The 18387-nt window shown below is 38.8% G+C and carries 17 protein-coding genes and 1 tRNA gene; 11 read left to right on the top strand and 7 right to left on the bottom strand.

Features of this window, described 5'->3' with window-relative positions; translation table 11 throughout:
- Window positions 1–133 precede the first annotated feature (133 nt).
- Window positions 134–2218, bottom strand: coding sequence for a TonB-dependent receptor plug domain-containing protein (locus PALI_RS09780; protein WP_226894533.1), 2085 nt, complete (start codon window positions 2216–2218; stop codon window positions 134–136).
- 127 nt (window positions 2219–2345) lie between these two features.
- Entirely contained in the window at window positions 2346–2624 is a 279-nt protein-coding gene (locus PALI_RS20120; protein WP_264299771.1) for a TlpA disulfide reductase family protein, read from the bottom strand.
- Window positions 2625–2961: 337 nt separating this feature from the next.
- On the opposite strand from PALI_RS20120, the gene PALI_RS09770 reads away from it, so the two are divergent.
- A complete protein-coding gene (locus PALI_RS09770; RefSeq protein ID WP_193155709.1) occupies window positions 2962–3489 on the top strand; it encodes a redoxin domain-containing protein in 528 nt (175 codons plus the stop codon).
- A gap of 222 nt (window positions 3490–3711) precedes the next feature.
- Window positions 3712–4155, top strand: a complete 444-nt coding sequence (locus PALI_RS09765) for an Hsp20 family protein (protein ID WP_182701275.1) — start codon at window positions 3712–3714, stop codon at window positions 4153–4155.
- A gap of 91 nt (window positions 4156–4246) precedes the next feature.
- On the opposite strand, the gene PALI_RS09760 is transcribed toward PALI_RS09765, so the two are convergent.
- From PALI_RS09760 to PALI_RS09745, 4 genes are all read right to left on the bottom strand, one after another.
- Window positions 4247–4753, bottom strand: coding sequence for a hypothetical protein (locus PALI_RS09760; protein ID WP_226894532.1), 507 nt, complete (start codon window positions 4751–4753; stop codon window positions 4247–4249).
- On the bottom strand, window positions 4750–5943 hold the full coding sequence (locus tag PALI_RS09755; protein WP_226894531.1) for a peptidyl-prolyl cis-trans isomerase: 1194 nt from the start codon (window positions 5941–5943) through the stop codon (window positions 4750–4752). The genes PALI_RS09760 and PALI_RS09755 overlap by 4 nt, the downstream gene beginning before the upstream one ends.
- Window positions 5943–6956, bottom strand: coding sequence for a phospholipase C/P1 nuclease family protein (locus PALI_RS09750; RefSeq protein ID WP_182701277.1), 1014 nt, complete (start codon window positions 6954–6956; stop codon window positions 5943–5945). Before PALI_RS09750 ends, PALI_RS09755 begins: the two co-directional genes overlap by 1 nt.
- Window positions 6957–7067: 111 nt before the next feature.
- Window positions 7068–8624, bottom strand: coding sequence for a cryptochrome/photolyase family protein (locus PALI_RS09745; RefSeq protein ID WP_193155708.1), 1557 nt, complete (start codon window positions 8622–8624; stop codon window positions 7068–7070).
- Between the two features lie 111 nt (window positions 8625–8735).
- On the opposite strand from PALI_RS09745, the gene PALI_RS09740 reads away from it, so the two are divergent.
- The gene (locus PALI_RS09740) at window positions 8736–9143 is read left to right on the top strand and encodes a hypothetical protein (RefSeq protein ID WP_193155924.1); all 408 of its coding nucleotides are present in this window, start codon (window positions 8736–8738) and stop codon (window positions 9141–9143) included.
- A 297-nt stretch (window positions 9144–9440) separates the two neighbouring features.
- On the top strand, window positions 9441–9773 hold the full coding sequence (locus PALI_RS09735; protein WP_193155707.1) for a hypothetical protein: 333 nt from the start codon (window positions 9441–9443) through the stop codon (window positions 9771–9773).
- A gap of 86 nt (window positions 9774–9859) precedes the next feature.
- Here the strand turns inward: PALI_RS09735 and PALI_RS09730 are convergent, their stop codons facing one another.
- Complete coding sequence (locus PALI_RS09730) at window positions 9860–10330, bottom strand: globin (protein ID WP_193155706.1); 471 nt, start codon at window positions 10328–10330, stop codon at window positions 9860–9862.
- Window positions 10331–11043: 713 nt separating this feature from the next.
- Between PALI_RS09730 and PALI_RS09725 the strand changes: the two genes are divergently transcribed.
- The 7 genes from PALI_RS09725 (at window position 11044) to rpsO (ending at window position 18043) form a co-directional block, all read left to right on the top strand.
- A tRNA-Met gene (locus PALI_RS09725) sits at window positions 11044–11120 on the top strand.
- 281 nt (window positions 11121–11401) lie between these two features.
- Window positions 11402–11857, top strand: a complete 456-nt coding sequence (rimP, locus tag PALI_RS09720; protein WP_077538482.1) for a ribosome maturation factor RimP — start codon at window positions 11402–11404, stop codon at window positions 11855–11857.
- Window positions 11858–11896: 39 nt separating this feature from the next.
- Window positions 11897–13396, top strand: a complete 1500-nt coding sequence (gene nusA / locus PALI_RS09715) for a transcription termination factor NusA (RefSeq protein WP_077538480.1) — start codon at window positions 11897–11899, stop codon at window positions 13394–13396.
- 25 nt (window positions 13397–13421) lie between these two features.
- On the top strand, window positions 13422–16082 hold the full coding sequence (gene infB / locus PALI_RS09710; protein ID WP_193155705.1) for a translation initiation factor IF-2: 2661 nt from the start codon (window positions 13422–13424) through the stop codon (window positions 16080–16082).
- A 109-nt stretch (window positions 16083–16191) separates the two neighbouring features.
- Complete coding sequence (rbfA, locus tag PALI_RS09705) at window positions 16192–16677, top strand: 30S ribosome-binding factor RbfA (RefSeq protein WP_193155704.1); 486 nt, start codon at window positions 16192–16194, stop codon at window positions 16675–16677.
- Window positions 16661–17620, top strand: a complete 960-nt coding sequence (truB, locus tag PALI_RS09700; RefSeq protein ID WP_193155703.1) for a tRNA pseudouridine(55) synthase TruB — start codon at window positions 16661–16663, stop codon at window positions 17618–17620. The genes rbfA and truB overlap by 17 nt, the downstream gene beginning before the upstream one ends.
- Window positions 17621–17773: 153 nt before the next feature.
- Window positions 17774–18043, top strand: a complete 270-nt coding sequence (gene rpsO / locus PALI_RS09695; protein ID WP_024610129.1) for a 30S ribosomal protein S15 — start codon at window positions 17774–17776, stop codon at window positions 18041–18043.
- The last annotated feature ends 344 nt before the right edge of the window (window positions 18044–18387 follow it).

The raw sequence follows: 18387 nt of genomic DNA, 5'->3' as shown, positions 1-18387 counted from the left end.
GTTGATTTTTTTCAGTTTAAATGATTAAAAAATATTTTAAAGCGTAAAAAACCGATTGTGTTGTTCTATTTTTATGATTAGAGCAGTTACAAGTGAGCCATTCAATATTATTGAGTGGCTCACTTGTGCTAGGTTAAAAGGTTAAGCTAAAACCAATAGAAGGGCGCATTTCAAAGTCATCTTCACTTTCTTTAATGATCAAGTTATTGGTTGAGGTAATTTTTTGATAATCTAAATCTATGTTGCTGGTGTTTGCTTGGCCGTAGGCGTTCATTAATTCTAAAATTAACACACCATCTAGGCCCCAGAAGTCCGTTTTTCGCTCAAAGCGTAAATCAATACGATGATATACATCAAAACGTTTTGAGAAAGGGTCACCGTACTCGGGCAAAAAGCGGCCTTCAAATTCAGGGTTTTCTTTTACACCAATAATAGGGGTGTAAGTTTGGCCACTGCGTGCTGTAAAGTTAAAGCCACCTTGCCACTTTTCACTGATTTGGTAATTAAATACTATGTTTACTACTAAAGGGGTGTCAGCGTAATAGTCTCGGGTTATGTTTTGGCGCTGATCAGTACGCTCACTTTTTGCATAGCTTATAGCGAGCCAGCCATACCATTTATCGGTTTTATTTTTATTAATTAATAAATCAACACCGTATGCACGCCCTGTGACATCGTTGCTGTAAAGTGTTGCTGCATCAGGATAATTATTTAATGCCAATGGTAAATCATCCATGGTTTTGTAATATCCCTCAATAGACCATGTCCAATCCCCCGCAAGTTCCTGAGCAAAACCTAGGCTGCTGTGTTTTGAGGTTTGCGAACGTAAATTAGGGTTACCGTGCTCTGGTAATATGTAGTCAACATCTTGCATGCGGTTATAGTGGCCATATTTGGCATTAATACTGTTACGCTCATTAATAAAGTAGGTAAGCGCAAGGCGTGGCATTACAAAATCTTCATCGGTGTAATCATTGCTTTGATACTGCACACCCACTTCACTTTGCCATTGGTCATTAATATTCCAAATGTGGCTAGCTCCAATAAAGTACTTGTCTAGGGCCAAGCTGTCTTTACCCGTGATGCGTTCGCCTTTATTTAAATCACAATCAGGGTCCAGCTCAGTGCAAAGATACTGAAACCCATCGTAACTGTAAGTTGTGTCGTTATCAAAATAAGCAGCATCAAACACGAGTTGCTGAGTTTTGTTTATACGCCAATTTACGCGTCCTTTATAGGTGATTTGTTTTTCTTGTTCTTCTTCAAAGAAACCATCACTTGAGGTGGCGCGTTTACCGTATTCTAATCGCCCTGAATGATCGAGTGCACCAATACCTAACCGTAAACTAAAGTCTTTATTGAAGTGATCCCACAAAATACTTTGGCTGGTAAATTCGCGAATGAAATCAGCATCGCCTTGATACTCTGGATTTTTTAGTGATAATTCGGCACGCTGATTAAAACCTGCTGCAACTGAATCTTTAGCGCCTGTAAATGATACCGTAAGTGCATTTTTATCATTGATGTCCCAAATCCACTTTCCTTGATAGTCATGATCATCAGGCGCATCGTTGATGGTGACACCACTGAGCTCTCCATCGTCATCTTTAAGCTCTTCACCCTTTGAGAAAAATAGGGGTAAGGTACTTTTTCGCCCTGATAAATAAAATGCGGTGTTTTCTGTTAACTGTCCTTCCATAAAGACACCGGCATTAAACATTGTAAAATCCAGTGTGGTTGTAATCGGTTGGTACTTTGGGTTACGCAGTGTTACGTCAAATACGGCACCAGTGGCATTGCTATAGCTGGAACCGTAGCCTGCAGAGTAAAGCTGGAAATCTTGAATTAAATAACGATTAAAAATAGAGCTGCCAAAATCATGAAAGATATAGCCTGCAGGCATAAAGTCAACTTCAAATAGGTTGTCATCAGGTGATGAACCACGTACAGCTGGCTCACTCATTGAGCCACCCGCAGCAACTACACCTGGTAATGCAAAAACAGCACGTAGCGGGTCGCCCATTGCGCCGGGCATAGTGACTAATTTTTCGGTGTTTTCTGTTATTTCACTGGTGATACTGCTGCGTTTATAGACAACGTCTATATGTTCCATTGTGTCTTTATTTGTTGATGTATTAGTATTTGCCTGTGCTAAAAGTGGCAAGCAAAGGGCAAGCGGTGTTAAACGAAAAAGTGTGTGCAGTTGGTTGGCTATCATGTCTCTTCCATGGTTGTGAACAAATGTGATTGCCACGTATGATAGAGCTAAAAATCGTATAAATGCTTAGAAAAATGTTGTGAAAATGTACCTAAATGTAGGGAGCTGTTACAAAATGTTTCGTGGTTTATAAAGCATTTATTTTTATGCCAAGTTCACTTGAATACCCCATTGAGCGTGCGGTGATGTGTAACTGTTCGTTGATGATATAATAAGTTGGAAACGCGCTTATTTTATAATTGCTTTGAGTATGGCGATCACCTAATAGAATTGGCATTGTTAAGTTAAGATCTGATACAAAATCAACTACTTCCTGTGGGTTTCTATAATCAAGCGCAATACCAATTGCATTAATATTAGAACTCTCTAGTACAGCTTCTAAATTCGGCATGCTGTAACGACAAATTGTGCACCATGGCGCGCAAAAAGTAGACAGTAGTGGTTTTGCCTTTAAATTGTGTAATGCTTATTCTTTCAGTCGGTTGGTTTAAAAGTGGTAAATTAAAATAGGGCGCTGGTACATCATTCGTTTGAAGTAAATTGCGTTCTTGAAAAGTACTTACTAAATGAAAGACTAATATTGGCAAGCTTATATTTATAAACGCACTACATCGTATTTTCATGCGTTCCTCCTCAGTTAAATAAGATTGATTACATTTTAATGCTTGAATTAATAAGTTTAACCCTAAGCTCTACTTAGCAAGCAATAACAATATTTAACTTTTACAAAGGAGAATATGATTATGAGTAACGACCTACAACCAGCGATGAAAATACCAGCACTTGTTGTTAAAGACAGTGATAATAAGCAGGCTGATATTACAGTTAGACAAACAGATTTATCATGGAAAATGATTGTTATTTATCGTGGTAAGCACTGTCCATTGTGTACTAAACAACTTAATGCATTAGCGAAAATGAAAGGCCAATTTATTGATGCCGGTGTTGAGCTTGCGGCTGTTAGTGGCGATAGCCACGAACAACTGACGGAACACCTAAAAGATTTAGAAGTGAATTTTCCATTGTACAGTAGTCTTTCGCTCGTGCAGATGACAGATCTTGGCTTGTATATTAGTGAGCCGCGTAATGAAAATGAAACCGATCATCCATTTGCAGAGCCGGCAATTTTTATTGTTAACGAGCAGGATCAAATTCAGATAGTTGATAAATCAAATGCGCCATTCTCAAGACCCGATTTAAACGATTTACTCTCGGGAATTAAGTTTATTCGCGAAAACGATTACCCCATTCGTGGCACGTTGACTGAATAGTTTATTAAGACACGTATTTATTATACGTGTCTTTTATTTTTTAAATTATTTAATTTTTTTACTTGAAAACATTTTTACCGTCCATATATAGTTTAGTAGGGCGCCTGATGGGTCCTAAATTAAACTTAAACAATTGAAATTTATATTATTAAATAATATTTGCTAGCGCTTGTTCTACGGAAAAGCACTTGCAAAATATCGCTTAAATATGAGGATATTATTATGCGTACAGTAGACTTATCACCACTTTATCGTTCATTCATCGGCTTCGAACATTTAGCATCACTTATGGACGCGGCGGCAAGTACAGACAAGCAGCCAAGTTTTCCTCCTTATAACATTGAAGCTCTCGATAAAGACAGATACAGAATTACTATGGCCGTTGCTGGTTTTAGTGATAACGAATTGACCATTGAGTCAGAAAACAACACATTGAAAGTGGCTGGTATTAAAGCCAATAAAGATGACAAAGAGCGTAAATTTATTCATCAAGGTATCGCAGAGCGCAACTTTGAACGTAAGTTTCAGCTTGGCGACCATGTAAAAGTGCTTGGTGCCGACCTAGCTAACGGTTTGCTTACTATAGAGCTTCAGCGTGAAATACCAGAAGCACTTAAACCTCGTAAAATAGAGATAGGGCAAGGTCATTTAATCGAAGATAAATAAACCCTGTTTAACCTTAGTTTCCCTTGATTATTTAGCCGTCTCACTTGAGACGGCTTTTTTATGCAATTGAATTTAAATCTACAACGCCCTCTTAATCTTGGTTAAGTAAACTCTGTTGTGTTTTTTTCAGCAGAGCGATTTTATCAATCGCTTCTTGAAGCTGCTCTTGCTTCATCCCTTGTTTACGCCCTTTAGTAATTAAGCTTTCTAACGTTGTAACTTTGGTATTAACAGCACTGATAAAGCTACTTTCTAGTGCGTGCTGCTTCTCTTGTTGAAATTGTTGGTAGGCTTTATGATCGTCTAAATCTCCCTTGTATTGAACACTGCTTAGTTTACTTTTATTTAGTGGGGGTAAGTAATTCGGTTCAGTAATTACCTGTTGAATATGCCCATCCAAGGTGCTTTTTTTAATATTTGAAGGATGTACATCTTCAATTTTTTTTACGGTGTGTACAGCTTGCTTTATTATAGGTCGCTCACCTGTTGGTTGTTTAGTCGCTAGTACCATTTTTTTCTGCTCGGTGGAGCCAGAGAAATAGTATATGAAGGTAATGGCTAAAGATATTGTGATGAGTGCCGTGAGCTTTATTTTCATAACTTAATCTCATTTTGTGTGTGCCACGCAGCCCACTTTTGCTGGTATTGCTGATGAGCATTTTGTAACGCCACAGATTTAATCGCTTGATAGCGAACTGTTTGGCCCGTTGCTGCAAAATATCTATATTCATAGTCATTAGTTAACACCACAACCCATAATCCCGCTGGCGAACGAATGACTTCAGAAAGCTCATTTTCATTTTGAGTAAATGCAAGTTGTACTACCCACTCTTTTTTATGCCCTCGATTGATATTATTATCAAATTTACTATAAATATCATTCATATTAGCCGCTCTTAAAGCCGCTTTGAAAGTACTCTTTGCCACTTCATTCTTAAATTTAACCGCGTCAGTTCTATTTTTAAATTCAGCACCTTGGGCTGTTATTTGATATAAATATTTGAAGCGACTTTTATTTGCTTGGTAATACTGATTTATTTGTTGTTCAGAAACTTGTTTTTCTAATTGTTCGAGTATCGGGCTTTGTCCATGCATCATGTCTTTTACGCCAAGCCAGCTTTGAATCGAAGGACGCAATATGTCACCTTGAGCAATGCTTATTAAATTATCAATGTTGATATCTTTTGCTTTAAATGCGTTGGTCGCTTTTTCTAAATTTATAAAATATTGATGCTTTTTAGCTATTTCTGCTTGAAATAACTGGTTATCGCCTTGATGCAACCTAAACCGTATTTGCATAGAAAGTGGTTTAATGAAGTCATAAACAGACATTGCAGGAAACGCAAAATGTTCAAGTTTTACTAAATTTAATGTGTTTTTTTGCGTTTCAGAATATTGTCCATTCGCAGGATATTCACCTAATGTGTTCGTAAGCCAGCTGGCCGTAAAATGTTTAACATTATTAGAAGCTTCGATGGTCGGTGGTAAATGTAGTTGCTTTATAAAAAGGTTATTTAGGTAGCGCTCTACATGGTAACCGGTGGTAAAACCTACATCAGACAAACGCGCTACCTTGTCGGGCATTAGGCGCTGTGCTTCACTTAGCAAAAATTGGTTCTCGTATAAACGATAACGTGTTTGCGAAAGACTAATGTCACTATTTTGCTGTTGATATATTTGATGCATCAACTGTATTTCAGCGGGTGTGTACTTTTCAACACTCGTAAATGCTTGGCTGCTGTAAAGCAGCCCAAACATTACTACAAATAGGTAGACGAAATACCTCATTAGCGGGCAACCATGGCATGATTTAATAAATGTACAACCATTGCAATAGCATGAGGGATAACTTGTTTAGCGGTATCGACACGATCGTAATGATCTTTCGAATTAAGCACAATACCTCCTTGAGCGTACGAAAAAGAACCGCCTTGGGTTAGCAATGGACGTACATCCGTTGAGGCTTCATCTAACGGTGAAAAGGTATTTATTGCTTGACGTATTAAGCTAGGATCATTGAGTTGTTCTTGATCATAATAATCCTTTACCCAGCCTTCCCAGCTAGAGTGATTTAAATCTGAAGTTGTCCATGTGTGATGCGGCTGAAGTAAATCAGTTGTATGAAATACAAACCCCAGTACTTGTGGATTACCACTGTCTAAATAGCTTTGAAACCAGTATTGGCCTAAGTTATCGATTGGTTGAAAAGGAATTTTTTCAAAATCATCATACATATTATAGTTTGATTGACTATCAATTCGGTAATGAGCTTCGGTAATGTCATAACTATTATATTTTGAAGAGTCAGCATTAAACCAGCCTGTTTCTCTTCCCTTTCCATCATCTAAATAGTCCCCTTTTAACCAAGCCGCAGCTAAGCTATCAATGGTGCCCCATACAGTGAGTTTGTCGTAGTTATAGCCGCCAAAATCATTACCATGCTGATCAGCGCCTTGCGTATGGTTTTGAAAGTGCCAATAGCTAGTATATTTTACAATGCTTTCAGCCGCGCCCCAAAGAGGAGCTTGGACACAAGAGCCCGTAATGGCACCACATAAAAAAGTATCTTCAAAATCATCAACATCATAGGCTGCTTGCCCTAGTAGCTCAGCCAGCTGTGAAACTGACATTTTATTTTGTAAAGCATATTGCGACAGCGCCGCATATTGCGTTGATTGTGGGTTTTGCTCCATATAACTTACAGCGTCAATAACAATCCGCTTATGGGTTTCTTGGCTAAATGCATGTGCTTGGTTGATACTTGTAAGTAATATAATTGCCGATGTTAATATTTTTTTCATTTTTATCTCATTGCTGTATTTAAAGGATTAACGCTATTAAAAGATAGCGCTATTACAGTACAATGACAGAAAAATTAAACATTTAATTAACAAATTTACCTATTTCATATGTCACAGACTTTCTAAATCAACTAAATACGCAGCAGCTTGTTTTAATAGCGCTGCTTTTTGCTCTTCGGTTTGTCGGTCCCAGTTTTTATAAACCATGCCTATACGCGGGTTTTTCTCTAATTTACTGCGGTGGGTGTGCATAAAGTTCCAGTATAGGCTATTAAGGGGGCATGCTTTTTCTCCCACTTTTTGTTTAACATCGTATTGGCAACTCTTGCAGTAATCGCTCATTTTATTAATGTAGTTTCCACTTGCTGCGTAGGGTTTTGTCGCAATAATACCATCATCGGCAAATTGGCTCATGCCACGTGTATTAGGCATTTCTACCCATTCAATAGCATCTATATAAACACCTAAATACCAGTTATCTACGTCATCAGGATTAATTCCCGTGAGCATACAAAAGTTTCCAATAACCATTAAGCGTTGAATATGATGGGCATAAGCCGTTGTTAAACTTTGCGAAAGAGAGTGGCTCAAACAGTTCATTTTTGTAGAGCCATGCCAAAAGTATTCAGGTAATTTATTTTTCGCCTGTAATTGGTTTTTACGTGCGTAGTCGGGCATATTGATCCAATAAATACCCCGGACATACTCTCGCCACCCTAAAATTTGTCTAACGAAGCCTTCTACTTGTGAGATTGATATTTCATTAGGCCTTTGCCTATATTCGTTTATGACTCGATTAATGACATAAAGAGGATGAAGCAATTTTGCGTTTATGGCAAACGACAATCGGCTATGATAAAGGCTAGTGTTGTGCTCACTTTGATTTGTCATTGCATCTTGGAACTGACCAAAATTAATAAGTAAATTTTCACAAAAGTACTCAAGGCAGCTAATAGCTTGTTTTCTAGTGGTTGGCCATTGTAAACGTTGATTTTTTATTTCACCAAGGTAGCTCACTTGATGTTTATCTAAGCGATCAATAATTGTACTTACATCATTATTAAAAACCTTGGGTAAAGGTATATCCACTAAGTCGTTTTTAGAAAACTTGTTACGATTATTACTATCAAAATTCCATTTACCGCCTTCAGGTTTTCCTTGCTCCATAAGTACATCAAATTGCTTACGCATAGCGCGATAAAAATGCTCCATCGTTACATGTTTGTTTTTTGAAAAACGCTCTTTTATTTGCGAAAAGGGAAGTAAAAAATGCTCGCTATCGACTGCGGTTACATTATATGTGCTTGCTTGTTTAAATAGTGAAAGTTGCTCTTTGAGTCTGAACTCATCAGTATATTGATACTGTATGGCTGAGCAGTGATATTTTTTCGCTATTCGATTAAGTAAACTGGGTAAATTTTTATCATTTTGGGTTTCATCTAGGGTTAAGTGTAATACATTAAACTCTGCGCAACTTAGCGCATGAGCAAAGTTTTCCATAGCACTAAAAAATGCACATATCTTTTGAATATGATGCTTAACATAATCAGTTTCTTGCTTAAGCTCTGCGACAAGATAAAGAGTGTCATTGTCCTTATGTTTAAACCAGGAGTGAGACGGGTTAAGTTGATCACCTAAAATAAGTCTTAATGTTTTATAATGAGTCATAGTTAAGCCAAATTAATAGTATACGGGTATGTTTAATTAGCAGATCGCTTTGTTGAATTTTAAGTTATTACCTTAAAGTTAATTTTTAGCAATGCATATTTCAGGTGAGAAGTGAGGAAAAAATTAAAAACGGTTTTAATGCTATTTGTTTGCGGGAGTCCAATTACCGGCTCAGCCGAAACCACCGCTATTTATAAATGTGAGACGAGCGGCGCAGTGGAGTTTAGTCAACAACCATGCGCTGAAAATCCACAAATTTTGCATTTAAATGTAATGACGCCACGCGATGATAAACGACATAGCGGCGAGCAAAATAGTATTAACCCAAAACCGAGTGCTGATTCAAATACAATCGATTCGTACATAAAAATGACGGCTCTGAAAAAGCAACTTGGTGAGCATCAAAATAAAATCGAAACGTATAAGTCACAAATGCAAAAACAACTTAGCATGTTTAATAACAGTTTTGATTTGCAAGCTAATAACTTAGCAGGTCTAGGGCGTGTTGACCTTTCGTGATTGATTTTACAGCAGACTGTTTGGTATTTAGGCAAGGCAGCGCCTATGTGGTGTGGTATTCCCCATAAATAGGCGATAACGCAGCATAAATGCCAAACATGCGCTGCCCTTTAGGTTCTTTCTAGGGGCGATTAACTCTTTGTTGCTCGGTTTTTACTTAGCCCGCTAGGTCACAAACCTCGCGCCGCGATTAAATCGCCCCTAGATTGAACAAATTTCAATCCACAAAGGTTAACACGCCCCAAGCAAAGTGTAGCAATTGCTGAGCAAATAATTGCGACCATATCAAAGTTTGATGTGCTTATTAAAAATCAACAAATGAGTATAGACAGAGTAACTCAGCAGATCAAAAATCTTGAAAAGACAAAAAAAAGTGATAACGCAAATCAGACTGGCAATGAAAATATTGATGGTTTCATTCGTAAAGAGCAATTACATCGGGAAATAAAAGCCGCAAGTAGTAAAGTAATCACATTAAGTAATGAACTCAAAGAAGAAACATTAAAATTAGAGCAACGGATGGACTACCAAGGCAGTAGTGAAGCCGATACCACCTTTCATCTTGCCTTATCTAAGCGAATAGATGCTTTAAGTACACATTACGGATTACTGATAGAAATAGAAAGCTAAATCGCTTAAACGATCAGGCTATTTATTTACCATGACATAAGGGGTTGTTGATCTTTCAGAGTTAAAATTTTTGCTACCTGAGGCAATTAACTATTTGCTTCCTCATGGCTTGCTTTTTTAAGCATCCGTTGTTCCAGTGAAATTACGTTTGAGGTATGAAACAGACTGTTATTCGAAAAATTTTCAAAAAACATTAAAACTTTACGCCAAGCTACTTTTTTCTCTGAACTAAAACGTTGCCCAAGGTGCTCTTCTAGTGTGGCATAAAACGTGTCACACAATACTTTAATGTCGGATTGTTGAATATTATCATTATTCAAAAACTGTAATTGATATGATAAAAAAGGAGCAACAGATAAAGGGTTATCCAAATGCTTAATAATACGTTCTAACATACAGTAAAGGGTATAACTTCTTTCATTAAATTGCGCAGCAGTGGGGTAACTCATGGTAATACAAGATTGAGTTAATTTGGTGTGAAAACGCTTAGTGAAAGCATGAAAATTTGGTTTTATAATGCTAAGGCTTTTTAATAATTCTGGTTGATGTGTTTTCATTAAATGCCTCGCTGCATCAGGTCATCATTGGTTTTTAGAGTCTATATTTTGGTTTTTAGTATAGCCAGTAGATAAAAAATCGCACGGTTTTTTAATGACAAAACACAAAGCTGCGACCAATATTTTGATTTGTATGTTATTTTTATAATTAATAATGAGAGTGATTATCTATAAAGAACTATCTCATAGATTATACAGTAGTGCTTTACTGATTTTTGAAAGCTGGAATTTAGGTAATCTAGAGATGGTTTAACAGTAATGTAATACTTGTAACTTAGTTAAGCTGAACTCTGGATAATAAATTTATCTCGAGCAGCTATTTTCAGCGCTAACTGCGTTGAATTTACTTGCAATAGGCCCGCTATTGACGCGTAAATTCGCCTTGTTTTCACTGAAAATCTCTTAACTAGAGTTCAGGTTAGTTTGGTAATGACTCAAGTTTTTTGTGGAAAGTAATCACCTACCATAGCCGCTGCCTTGCCTAAAAGCCAAACGGTCTGCTACAAATTCAACCTCGAAAGATAAACGAGCCCTAATTATGCGTGTTAATTAAATACACATTAAATTGACAACTATGTTGAATTAGATAATTTGTAAAGTTATTAGTGATTATAGTTGCTAATTACCCCACGCATCCTTATAATAGCCGCCATTGTTTAGCTTGTTCTAAAAAGCTAACAGCGATATTAAATTAAGATTTTAATATCTATTGGCGCGGGATGGAGCAGTCTGGTAGCTCGTCGGGCTCATAACCCGAAGGTCGTCGGTTCAAATCCGGCTCCCGCAACCAATTCTAATAATAAGCGAAAGCTTATTAATTTATGTCGCGCATTCTAAGTAATGCGCGTTTTGCGTTTAAGCTAGTGTAGTTTAATTTGGTCAGATAGCTGACTCGCAGCCAAGCTCGGCCCTAGGCCACACAGTTTTATGCTTTTTGGTGTGACGCCCCGCTTGGTTCGGGGCGTTGTTGTATCTGCACCTTTCGGTTTGATGTTTATTTTCATCAAATTAAAATTTAAACTCAGTATTTTAGGGCTATAAGCCCTTTTTTTGTTTGTATGGAGGATTTTCGTGACAAAACTTGAACAAGATTTAGTAACCATGTTATCGCCTGCGGTAGAAATGTTAGGCTTTGGATTATATGGTCTTGAATTTGTACAAGCGGGTCGCCATTCTACCTTGAGAGTATACATTGCTCATGAGGATGGGATCTCAGTTGATAACTGTGCGGATGCGAGTCGCCAAATTAGTGCGATTTTAGACGTCGAAGACCCGATTACAAATGAATATGATTTGGAAGTATCGTCTCCTGGTGTTGATCGTCTATTATTCAAACAAGATCATTACGAGCAGGCGCAAGGAGAGGAAGTACGTGTACGTACTAAGCTTCCACAAGATGGTCGTCGTAATTTTAAAGGCGACTTAGTAGCAGTTAGCAGCGATATGATCACACTATCTAGTGATGGTGCAGAGCATCTAATCATGCTTAGTAACATCGAACGTGCGAATTTAATCGCAAAGTTTTAAATTCGAGTGCGAAGGAATAGGGCAAGCGAGGCATTACCCATGGCAAAAGAGATATTATTGGTTGCTGAAGCCGTTTCCAATGAGAAAGCGGTTCCAAAAGAAAAGATTTTTGAAGCTCTAGAGTTCGCATTAGCGACAGCGACAAAGAAAAAACACGATGGCGAAATTGAAGTGCGTGTAGCAATTGACCGTAAAACGGGTGATTACGATACGTTCCGTCGTTGGCAAATTGCAGCAGTGCAAGAAGATGGTTCATTAGAGAATCCTTACAGCGAAATCACACTAGAAGCAGCGCAGGTTGATGAACCTGATTTGCAGCTTGGCGATTACGTTGAAGAGCAAATTGATTCAATTAAATTTGACCGTATTACAACGCAAATGGCAAAACAAGTGATCGTACAAAAAGTACGTGAAGCTGAGCGTGCTTTAGTTGTTGATGCATACAAAGATCAAGTAGGTGAGTTAGTCACGGGTGTTGTTAAAAAAGCAACACGTGATTCTATCGTACTTGACTTGGGCAATAATGCTGAAGCGGTTATTTTTCGTGATGATATGCTTCCTCGTGAAAACTTTCGTCCGGGTGACCGAATCCGTGGTCTTTTATACGAAGTTAAGCCAGAAGCACGCGGAGCACAATTATTTGTAACGCGTTCTAAGCCAGAAATGCTAATGGAATTATTCCGCATTGAGGTGCCAGAAATTGGCGAAGAAATGATTGAATTACGTGCCGCAGCACGTGATCCAGGTTCACGCGCTAAAATAGCTGTAAAATCTAATGACAAACGCATTGACCCAATTGGCGCATGTGTTGGTATGCGTGGCGCACGTGTTCAGGCGGTATCGTCAGAACTTGGTGGCGAGCGTGTTGATATCGTTCTTTATGACGACAACCCAGCACAGTTTGTAATTAATGCAATGTCACCTGCAGAAGTTGCTTCAATCGTAATGGATGAAGACACTCACTCAATGGATATTGCAGTTGATGCAGATAACCTAGCGCAAGCGATTGGTCGTAATGGTCAAAATGTTCGTTTAGCAAGCCAACTAACAGGTTGGGAACTAAACGTTATGACTGTTGAAGACATGCGTACTAAAAATGAAGCTGAATCAGATAAGCTACTTAACTTATTCACTGAAAATTTAGAAATTGATGATGAATTTGCTTCATTGCTTATTAATGAAGGTTTCTCGACACTTGAAGAAGTGGCGTATGTACCAGCCTCTGAATTTTTAGAAATTGATGGTCTGGACGAAGAAACAGTTGATCTACTGCGTTCACGCGCAAAAGATGCATTAACAACTAAAGCACTTAAAACGGAAGAAAGTTTAGAAGGCGCAGAGCCAGCTGAAGACTTACTTGCGCTTGAAGGCTTAGAGCGTCATCTGGCTTTTGTTATGGCAAGTAAGGGTGTTGTTACACTTGAAGACTTGGCAGAGCAAGGTATTGATGAACTCGTCGATATTACAGAACTTTCATCTGAAAAAGCGGGTGAACTAATTATGGCTGCACGAAACATTTGTTGGTTTGCAGACGAGTAATTTATTAACGGAGGTATTACACACTATGGCAGAAGTAAATGTTGAAAAACTAGCCGGCGATATAGGTACAACTGTTGATAAATTGCTACAGCAGTTTTCACAAGCAGGTATCACTAAGCAAGCAACTGATAATGTAACTGAAGCAGAAAAAGCAACGTTACTTGATCATTTAAGCAAGCACCATGGCGGTACTGGTTCAGATGGTCCAGCGCGTATGACTTTACAACGCAAGAGCAAGAGCACATTAAGTGTGACTGGCTCTACGGGTAAAGCTAAAGCTGTTCAAGTTGAAGTTCGCAAAACACGTACTTACGTGAAGAAAAGCGCAATGGAACAAGAACAAGAGCAAGCACGCTTAGCCGCTGAAGAAAAAGTACGTCTTGAAGAGCAGCAAAAAGCTGAGCAAGAAGCCGCAGAATTAAAAGCGAAACAAGAGGCAGAACGCAAAGCAAAAGAAGACGCTGACCGTAAAGCCAAAGAAGAAGCTAAACGCAAAGCTGATGCAGAGCGTAAAGCGAAACAAAAGCAGATGACCCCAGAGCAAAGTGCTAAGTCTGAGAAAGATCGCATAGAAGCTGAGCGTCTGCAAAAAGAAGCAGAAGAGGCCGCATTGAAGAAAGCTGAAGAAGAAGCGAAACGTCAAGCAGAAGAAGCAAGAAAGCTAGCTGAAGAAAACTCGGCACGCTGGAAGAAAGAAGAAGAAGAACGTAAGAAACGCGAAGAAACAGCGGATCACCATCTTACGACTTCTACTTATGCACGTGAAGCAGAAGATGTTGCCGATGCTCGTGATGAGCAAGGTACACGCCGTGCTAAGAAAAAGAAAAAAGCGCCAGCAAAAGATAAATTTGCAGCGTCAAGAGGCCGTAACAAGTCTAAGTTAAAAGCACCAGCATCGCTGCAACATGGTTTCCAAAAACCAACTGTTGATGTTAAAAATGAAGTGCGTATTAGCGAAACAATTACAGTAGCTGAGCTTGCATCACGCATGGCCGTTAAAGGCGCTGAAGTTGTTAAAACAATGATGAAAATGGGTGACATGGTTACCATTAACCAAGTGATTGACCAAGAAGCTGCACAACTAGTTGCAGAAGAAATGGGCCACAAGGTTATCATTGTTAAAGAAAACGAATTAGAGCAAACAGTACTTAATGACCGCCATGAAGATGGTAAGTCAGAGCCACGTGCGCCAGTAGTAACTGTTATGGGTCACGTTGACCATGGTAAAACATCGACTCTTGATTACATTCGTTCTGCAAAGGTTGCTTCAGGCGAAGCCGGTGGTATTACACAGCATATTGGTGCATACCATGTTGATGTAAACGGCAATATGATCACGTTCTTAGATACACCAGGACATGCTGCATTTACATCAATGCGTGCTCGTGGCGCTAAAGCGACAGATATCGTAATCCTAGTGGTTGCAGCAGATGATGGCGTTATGCCACAGACTAAAGAAGCGGTACAGCACGCACGTGCAGCTGGCGTTCCTTTAATCATTGCTGTAAACAAAATGGATAAAGAAGGCGCAGATCCAGACCGCGTTAAAAACGAACTAGCTGTACTAGACGTTATCCCAGAAGAATGGGGCGGCGATACACAGTATGTTCATATATCAGCTAAAACTGGTTTAGGTATTGATGACCTTCTTGAAGCTGTGCTTATGCAATCTGAGCTTTTAGAATTAACTGCACCTACTGAAGGTATGGCTGCAGGTGTTGTTATTGAATCTCGTCTTGATAAAGGCCGTGGTCCAGTAGCATCAGTACTTGTTCAATCTGGTACACTTAATCAAGGTGACATTGTATTATGTGGTCTTGAGTATGGCCGTGTTCGTGCAATGCGCGATGAAAACGGTAAAGACATTAAATCAGCTGGTCCATCTATTCCAGTTGAGATTTTAGGTCTTTCTGGTATTCCAGCTGCGGGCGACGAAGCGACTGTTGTTAAAGATGAGCGTAAAGCGCGTGAAGTTGCTTTATACCGTCAAGGTAAGTTCCGCGATGTTAAACTAGCACGTCAGCAAAAAGCGAAGCTTGAAAACATGTTTACTAACATGACTGAAGGCGATGTGTCTGAAGTTAACGTGGTACTTAAAGCAGACGTTCAAGGTTCTATCGAAGCAATCTCTGATTCACTAACTAAACTTTCTACTGATGAAGTAAAAGTGAAGATTGTAGGTTCAGGTGTTGGTGGTATTACCGAAACTGATGCAACGCTTGCTGCAGCGTCTAACGCAATTGTAGTTGGCTTTAACGTTCGTGCTGATGCTTCTGCTCGTAAAGTGATTGATACTGAAAACTTAGATCTTCGTTATTACAGCGTAATTTATGCCTTAATCGAAGAAGTTAAGCAAGCCATGTCAGGTATGCTAGCGCCAGAGTTTAAACAAGAAATCATTGGTCTTGCTCAAGTTCGTGACGTATTCAAGTCTCCAAAAATTGGCGCAATCGCTGGTTGTATGGTTACTGAAGGTGTTATTAAACGTAGCGCGCCTATCCGTGTACTACGTGAAAACGTGGTTATCTATGAAGGTGAGCTTGAGTCACTTCGTCGCTTTAAAGACGATGTTGCTGAAGTTCGTAACGGCATGGAATGTGGTATCGGTGTTAAGAACTACAATGACGTACGTGTTGGTGACCAAATCGAAGTATTTGAAACAGTTGAAGTACAACGTACTCTTTAATTGTTAGCTCGCTAAACTAATAAATGGGGGCTTAGCCCCCATTTGTGTATCCATTATTTAATTAGCTTATTATTAAATTTCAATAAGTTATGATTTTAGGACAAATGCAATGAGAGAATTTTCTCGCACTGATCGTGTTGCACAGCAAATCCAAAAAGAAATTGCTGTAATTTTACAACGCGAAATTAAAGATCCACGCCTAGGTATGGTGACAGTGTCAGCGGTAGAAGTATCGCGCGATTTATCTTATGCCAAAATTTTTATTACTGTGTTTAATACACAAGATGAAGATGCTGCAAAGCAAAGCGCAAAAGTACTTAATGAAGCAACGGGTTATATTCGCTCGTTACTGGGTAAGCGTATTCGTGCACGTATAATGCCTGAGTTAAAGTTTTTAGTTGATAACTCACTTATGGAAGGCATGCGTATCTCTAACTTGGTGGACTCTATTATCCGCGAAGATAACGCAAAACATGTTGATGAAGACGTAGAAAGTGTTGATGCTGCTGATGTGTCAGATAGCGAAGAAAGTATTGAACACGAAGACGAAACAGATAGCGAAAAAGGCACTGATACAGATGGCAAAGCGCAGTAAAGGCCGTGCAGTAGACGGTATTTTGTTGTTAAACAAACCCCAAGGCATTTCATCAAATAAAGCACTGCAACAGGCAAAGGGTGCTTATTTTGCACAAAAAGCGGGCCATACAGGTGCACTTGATCCGCTTGCAACAGGCATGCTGCCGATTTGTTTTGGTGAGGCGACTAAATTTACGCAGTTCTTACTTGATACTGACAAAACCTATGTTGTTCGCGCTAAGTTAGGTGAGCGTACAACAACATCAGACTCTGATGGTGAAATTGTCAGTACCAAAGACGTTAATGTAACGCGTGAACAGCTAACAAAAGAAATTGCTGCGTTTGTTGGCGAGTCTGATCAATATCCATCTATGTATTCGGCACTTAAATATCAAGGTAGACCGTTATATAAGTATGCACGTGAAGGTATTGAAGTACCTCGTAAATGCAGAAAGATAAACGTGTTTAGTTTATCATTTGACGAGTTTGATGAAGAAAACAACGTATTGCAAATGACGGCCCATGTATCAAAAGGGACTTATATTCGTACTATTGTTGATGACTTAGGTGAAAATCTAGGCTGTGGCGCACATGTCATAATGCTTCACAGAACTGCGGTTGGTCAGTACCCTGCAGATAAAATGGTTTCGCTCGATGACGTTGAAGCGTTATTAGCAAAAGCAAAAAGTGAAGAAATTGCACCTTCTACTTATATCGATCCATTGCTGCTACCAATTGATACCGCTTTAGTTGATTTACCTGTGGTTGAAATAACGAAAGAGCAGGGCTCGGTGTTTAGTCACGGGCAAGCGGTCGAATTACCAATAGCGTTACCTGATGGTTCAATTAAGGTATTGGCTGATGGTGTTTTCATCGGTACAGGCGAAGCGAATGTTAACGGTCACTTAAAAGTGAAGCGTGGACTTGCCAGTCAGCAAGATGATTACGTAAAACCTGAATAGCTAATGTTGTTATTTAAAGCTGGCTATTAGCTATACGGTGGGATAATTAACTTGTAGTTATCTCCATACTTGGTAGAATACGCCCGCTTAATCGTTTTTGGCTGAATTAGTGATCGGCTAAGACACCTTTTAAATTTAATTTTTGGAGTTATTATGTCACTAAGTAATCAAGAAAAAATCGATATCATTGCTAAATTTGCACGTGCTGAAGGCGACACTGGTTCACCTGAAGTACAAGTAGCTTTACTTACTTTTGATATCAACAAGCTTCAAGGTCACTTTGCTGACCACAAGCATGACTTCCACTCACGTCGTGGTCTGCTTCGTAAAGTAAGTACTCGCCGTAAACTGCTTGATTACCTTAAAGGTAAAAATATCACGCGTTATACTGCATTAATCCAAGAGCTTGGCCTACGTCGCTAAGAACTTGATTACAGAAAAAGGAGCTTTTTAGCTCCTTTTTTTGTGCCTAAAATTCTTCTAAAGACCTAGAATATAATTTATACCAATCTGCTTATATATAGGGCCTATTTAACGTTAAGAAAATTCCGCTAGAACTAGGCAAAAATTTTTGTATCTAGTTGTTCTAAATAAAAATTTTTAACGACGTTATAGTGCAATTTAATTCGTTAAATTGATCAAAGATTTATGCAGTTTGGTATTAATGCCAATCGGTATAAACTTCTTGAATTTCAAAATAAAAACCCCACTATTCAAAGTAACAAAAATGATTTTAAATACGAGTTTAGAGTCGTGTTTATCTGATT

The sequence above is a fragment of the Pseudoalteromonas aliena SW19 genome (assembly GCF_014905615.1).
Lineage (GTDB): Bacteria > Pseudomonadota > Gammaproteobacteria > Enterobacterales > Alteromonadaceae > Pseudoalteromonas > Pseudoalteromonas aliena.
Note: the sequence above shows the minus strand (reverse complement) of the source record. Positions and strands in the feature narration are given on the sequence as shown.

Bases quoted from the DNA above. Each gene is read 5' to 3' on its own strand.
- PALI_RS09780 (WP_226894533.1), bottom strand. From the start codon at position 2,218: ATGATAGCCAACCAACTGCACACACTTTTTCGTTTAACACCGCTTGCC.
- PALI_RS09770 (WP_193155709.1), top strand. From the start codon at position 2,962: ATGAGTAACGACCTACAACCAGCGATGAAAATACCAGCACTTGTTGTT.
- PALI_RS09765 (WP_182701275.1), top strand. From the start codon at position 3,712: ATGCGTACAGTAGACTTATCACCACTTTATCGTTCATTCATCGGCTTC.
- PALI_RS09760 (WP_226894532.1), bottom strand. From the start codon at position 4,753: ATGAAAATAAAGCTCACGGCACTCATCACAATATCTTTAGCCATTACC.
- PALI_RS09755 (WP_226894531.1), bottom strand. From the start codon at position 5,943: ATGAGGTATTTCGTCTACCTATTTGTAGTAATGTTTGGGCTGCTTTAC.
- PALI_RS09750 (WP_182701277.1), bottom strand. From the start codon at position 6,956: ATGAAAAAAATATTAACATCGGCAATTATATTACTTACAAGTATCAAC.
- PALI_RS09745 (WP_193155708.1), bottom strand. From the start codon at position 8,624: ATGACTCATTATAAAACATTAAGACTTATTTTAGGTGATCAACTTAAC.
- PALI_RS09730 (WP_193155706.1), bottom strand. From the start codon at position 10,330: ATGAAAACACATCAACCAGAATTATTAAAAAGCCTTAGCATTATAAAA.
- nusA (WP_077538480.1), top strand. From the start codon at position 11,897: ATGGCAAAAGAGATATTATTGGTTGCTGAAGCCGTTTCCAATGAGAAA.
- infB (WP_193155705.1), top strand. From the start codon at position 13,422: ATGGCAGAAGTAAATGTTGAAAAACTAGCCGGCGATATAGGTACAACT.
- rbfA (WP_193155704.1), top strand. From the start codon at position 16,192: ATGAGAGAATTTTCTCGCACTGATCGTGTTGCACAGCAAATCCAAAAA.
- truB (WP_193155703.1), top strand. From the start codon at position 16,661: ATGGCAAAGCGCAGTAAAGGCCGTGCAGTAGACGGTATTTTGTTGTTA.
- rpsO (WP_024610129.1), top strand. From the start codon at position 17,774: ATGTCACTAAGTAATCAAGAAAAAATCGATATCATTGCTAAATTTGCA.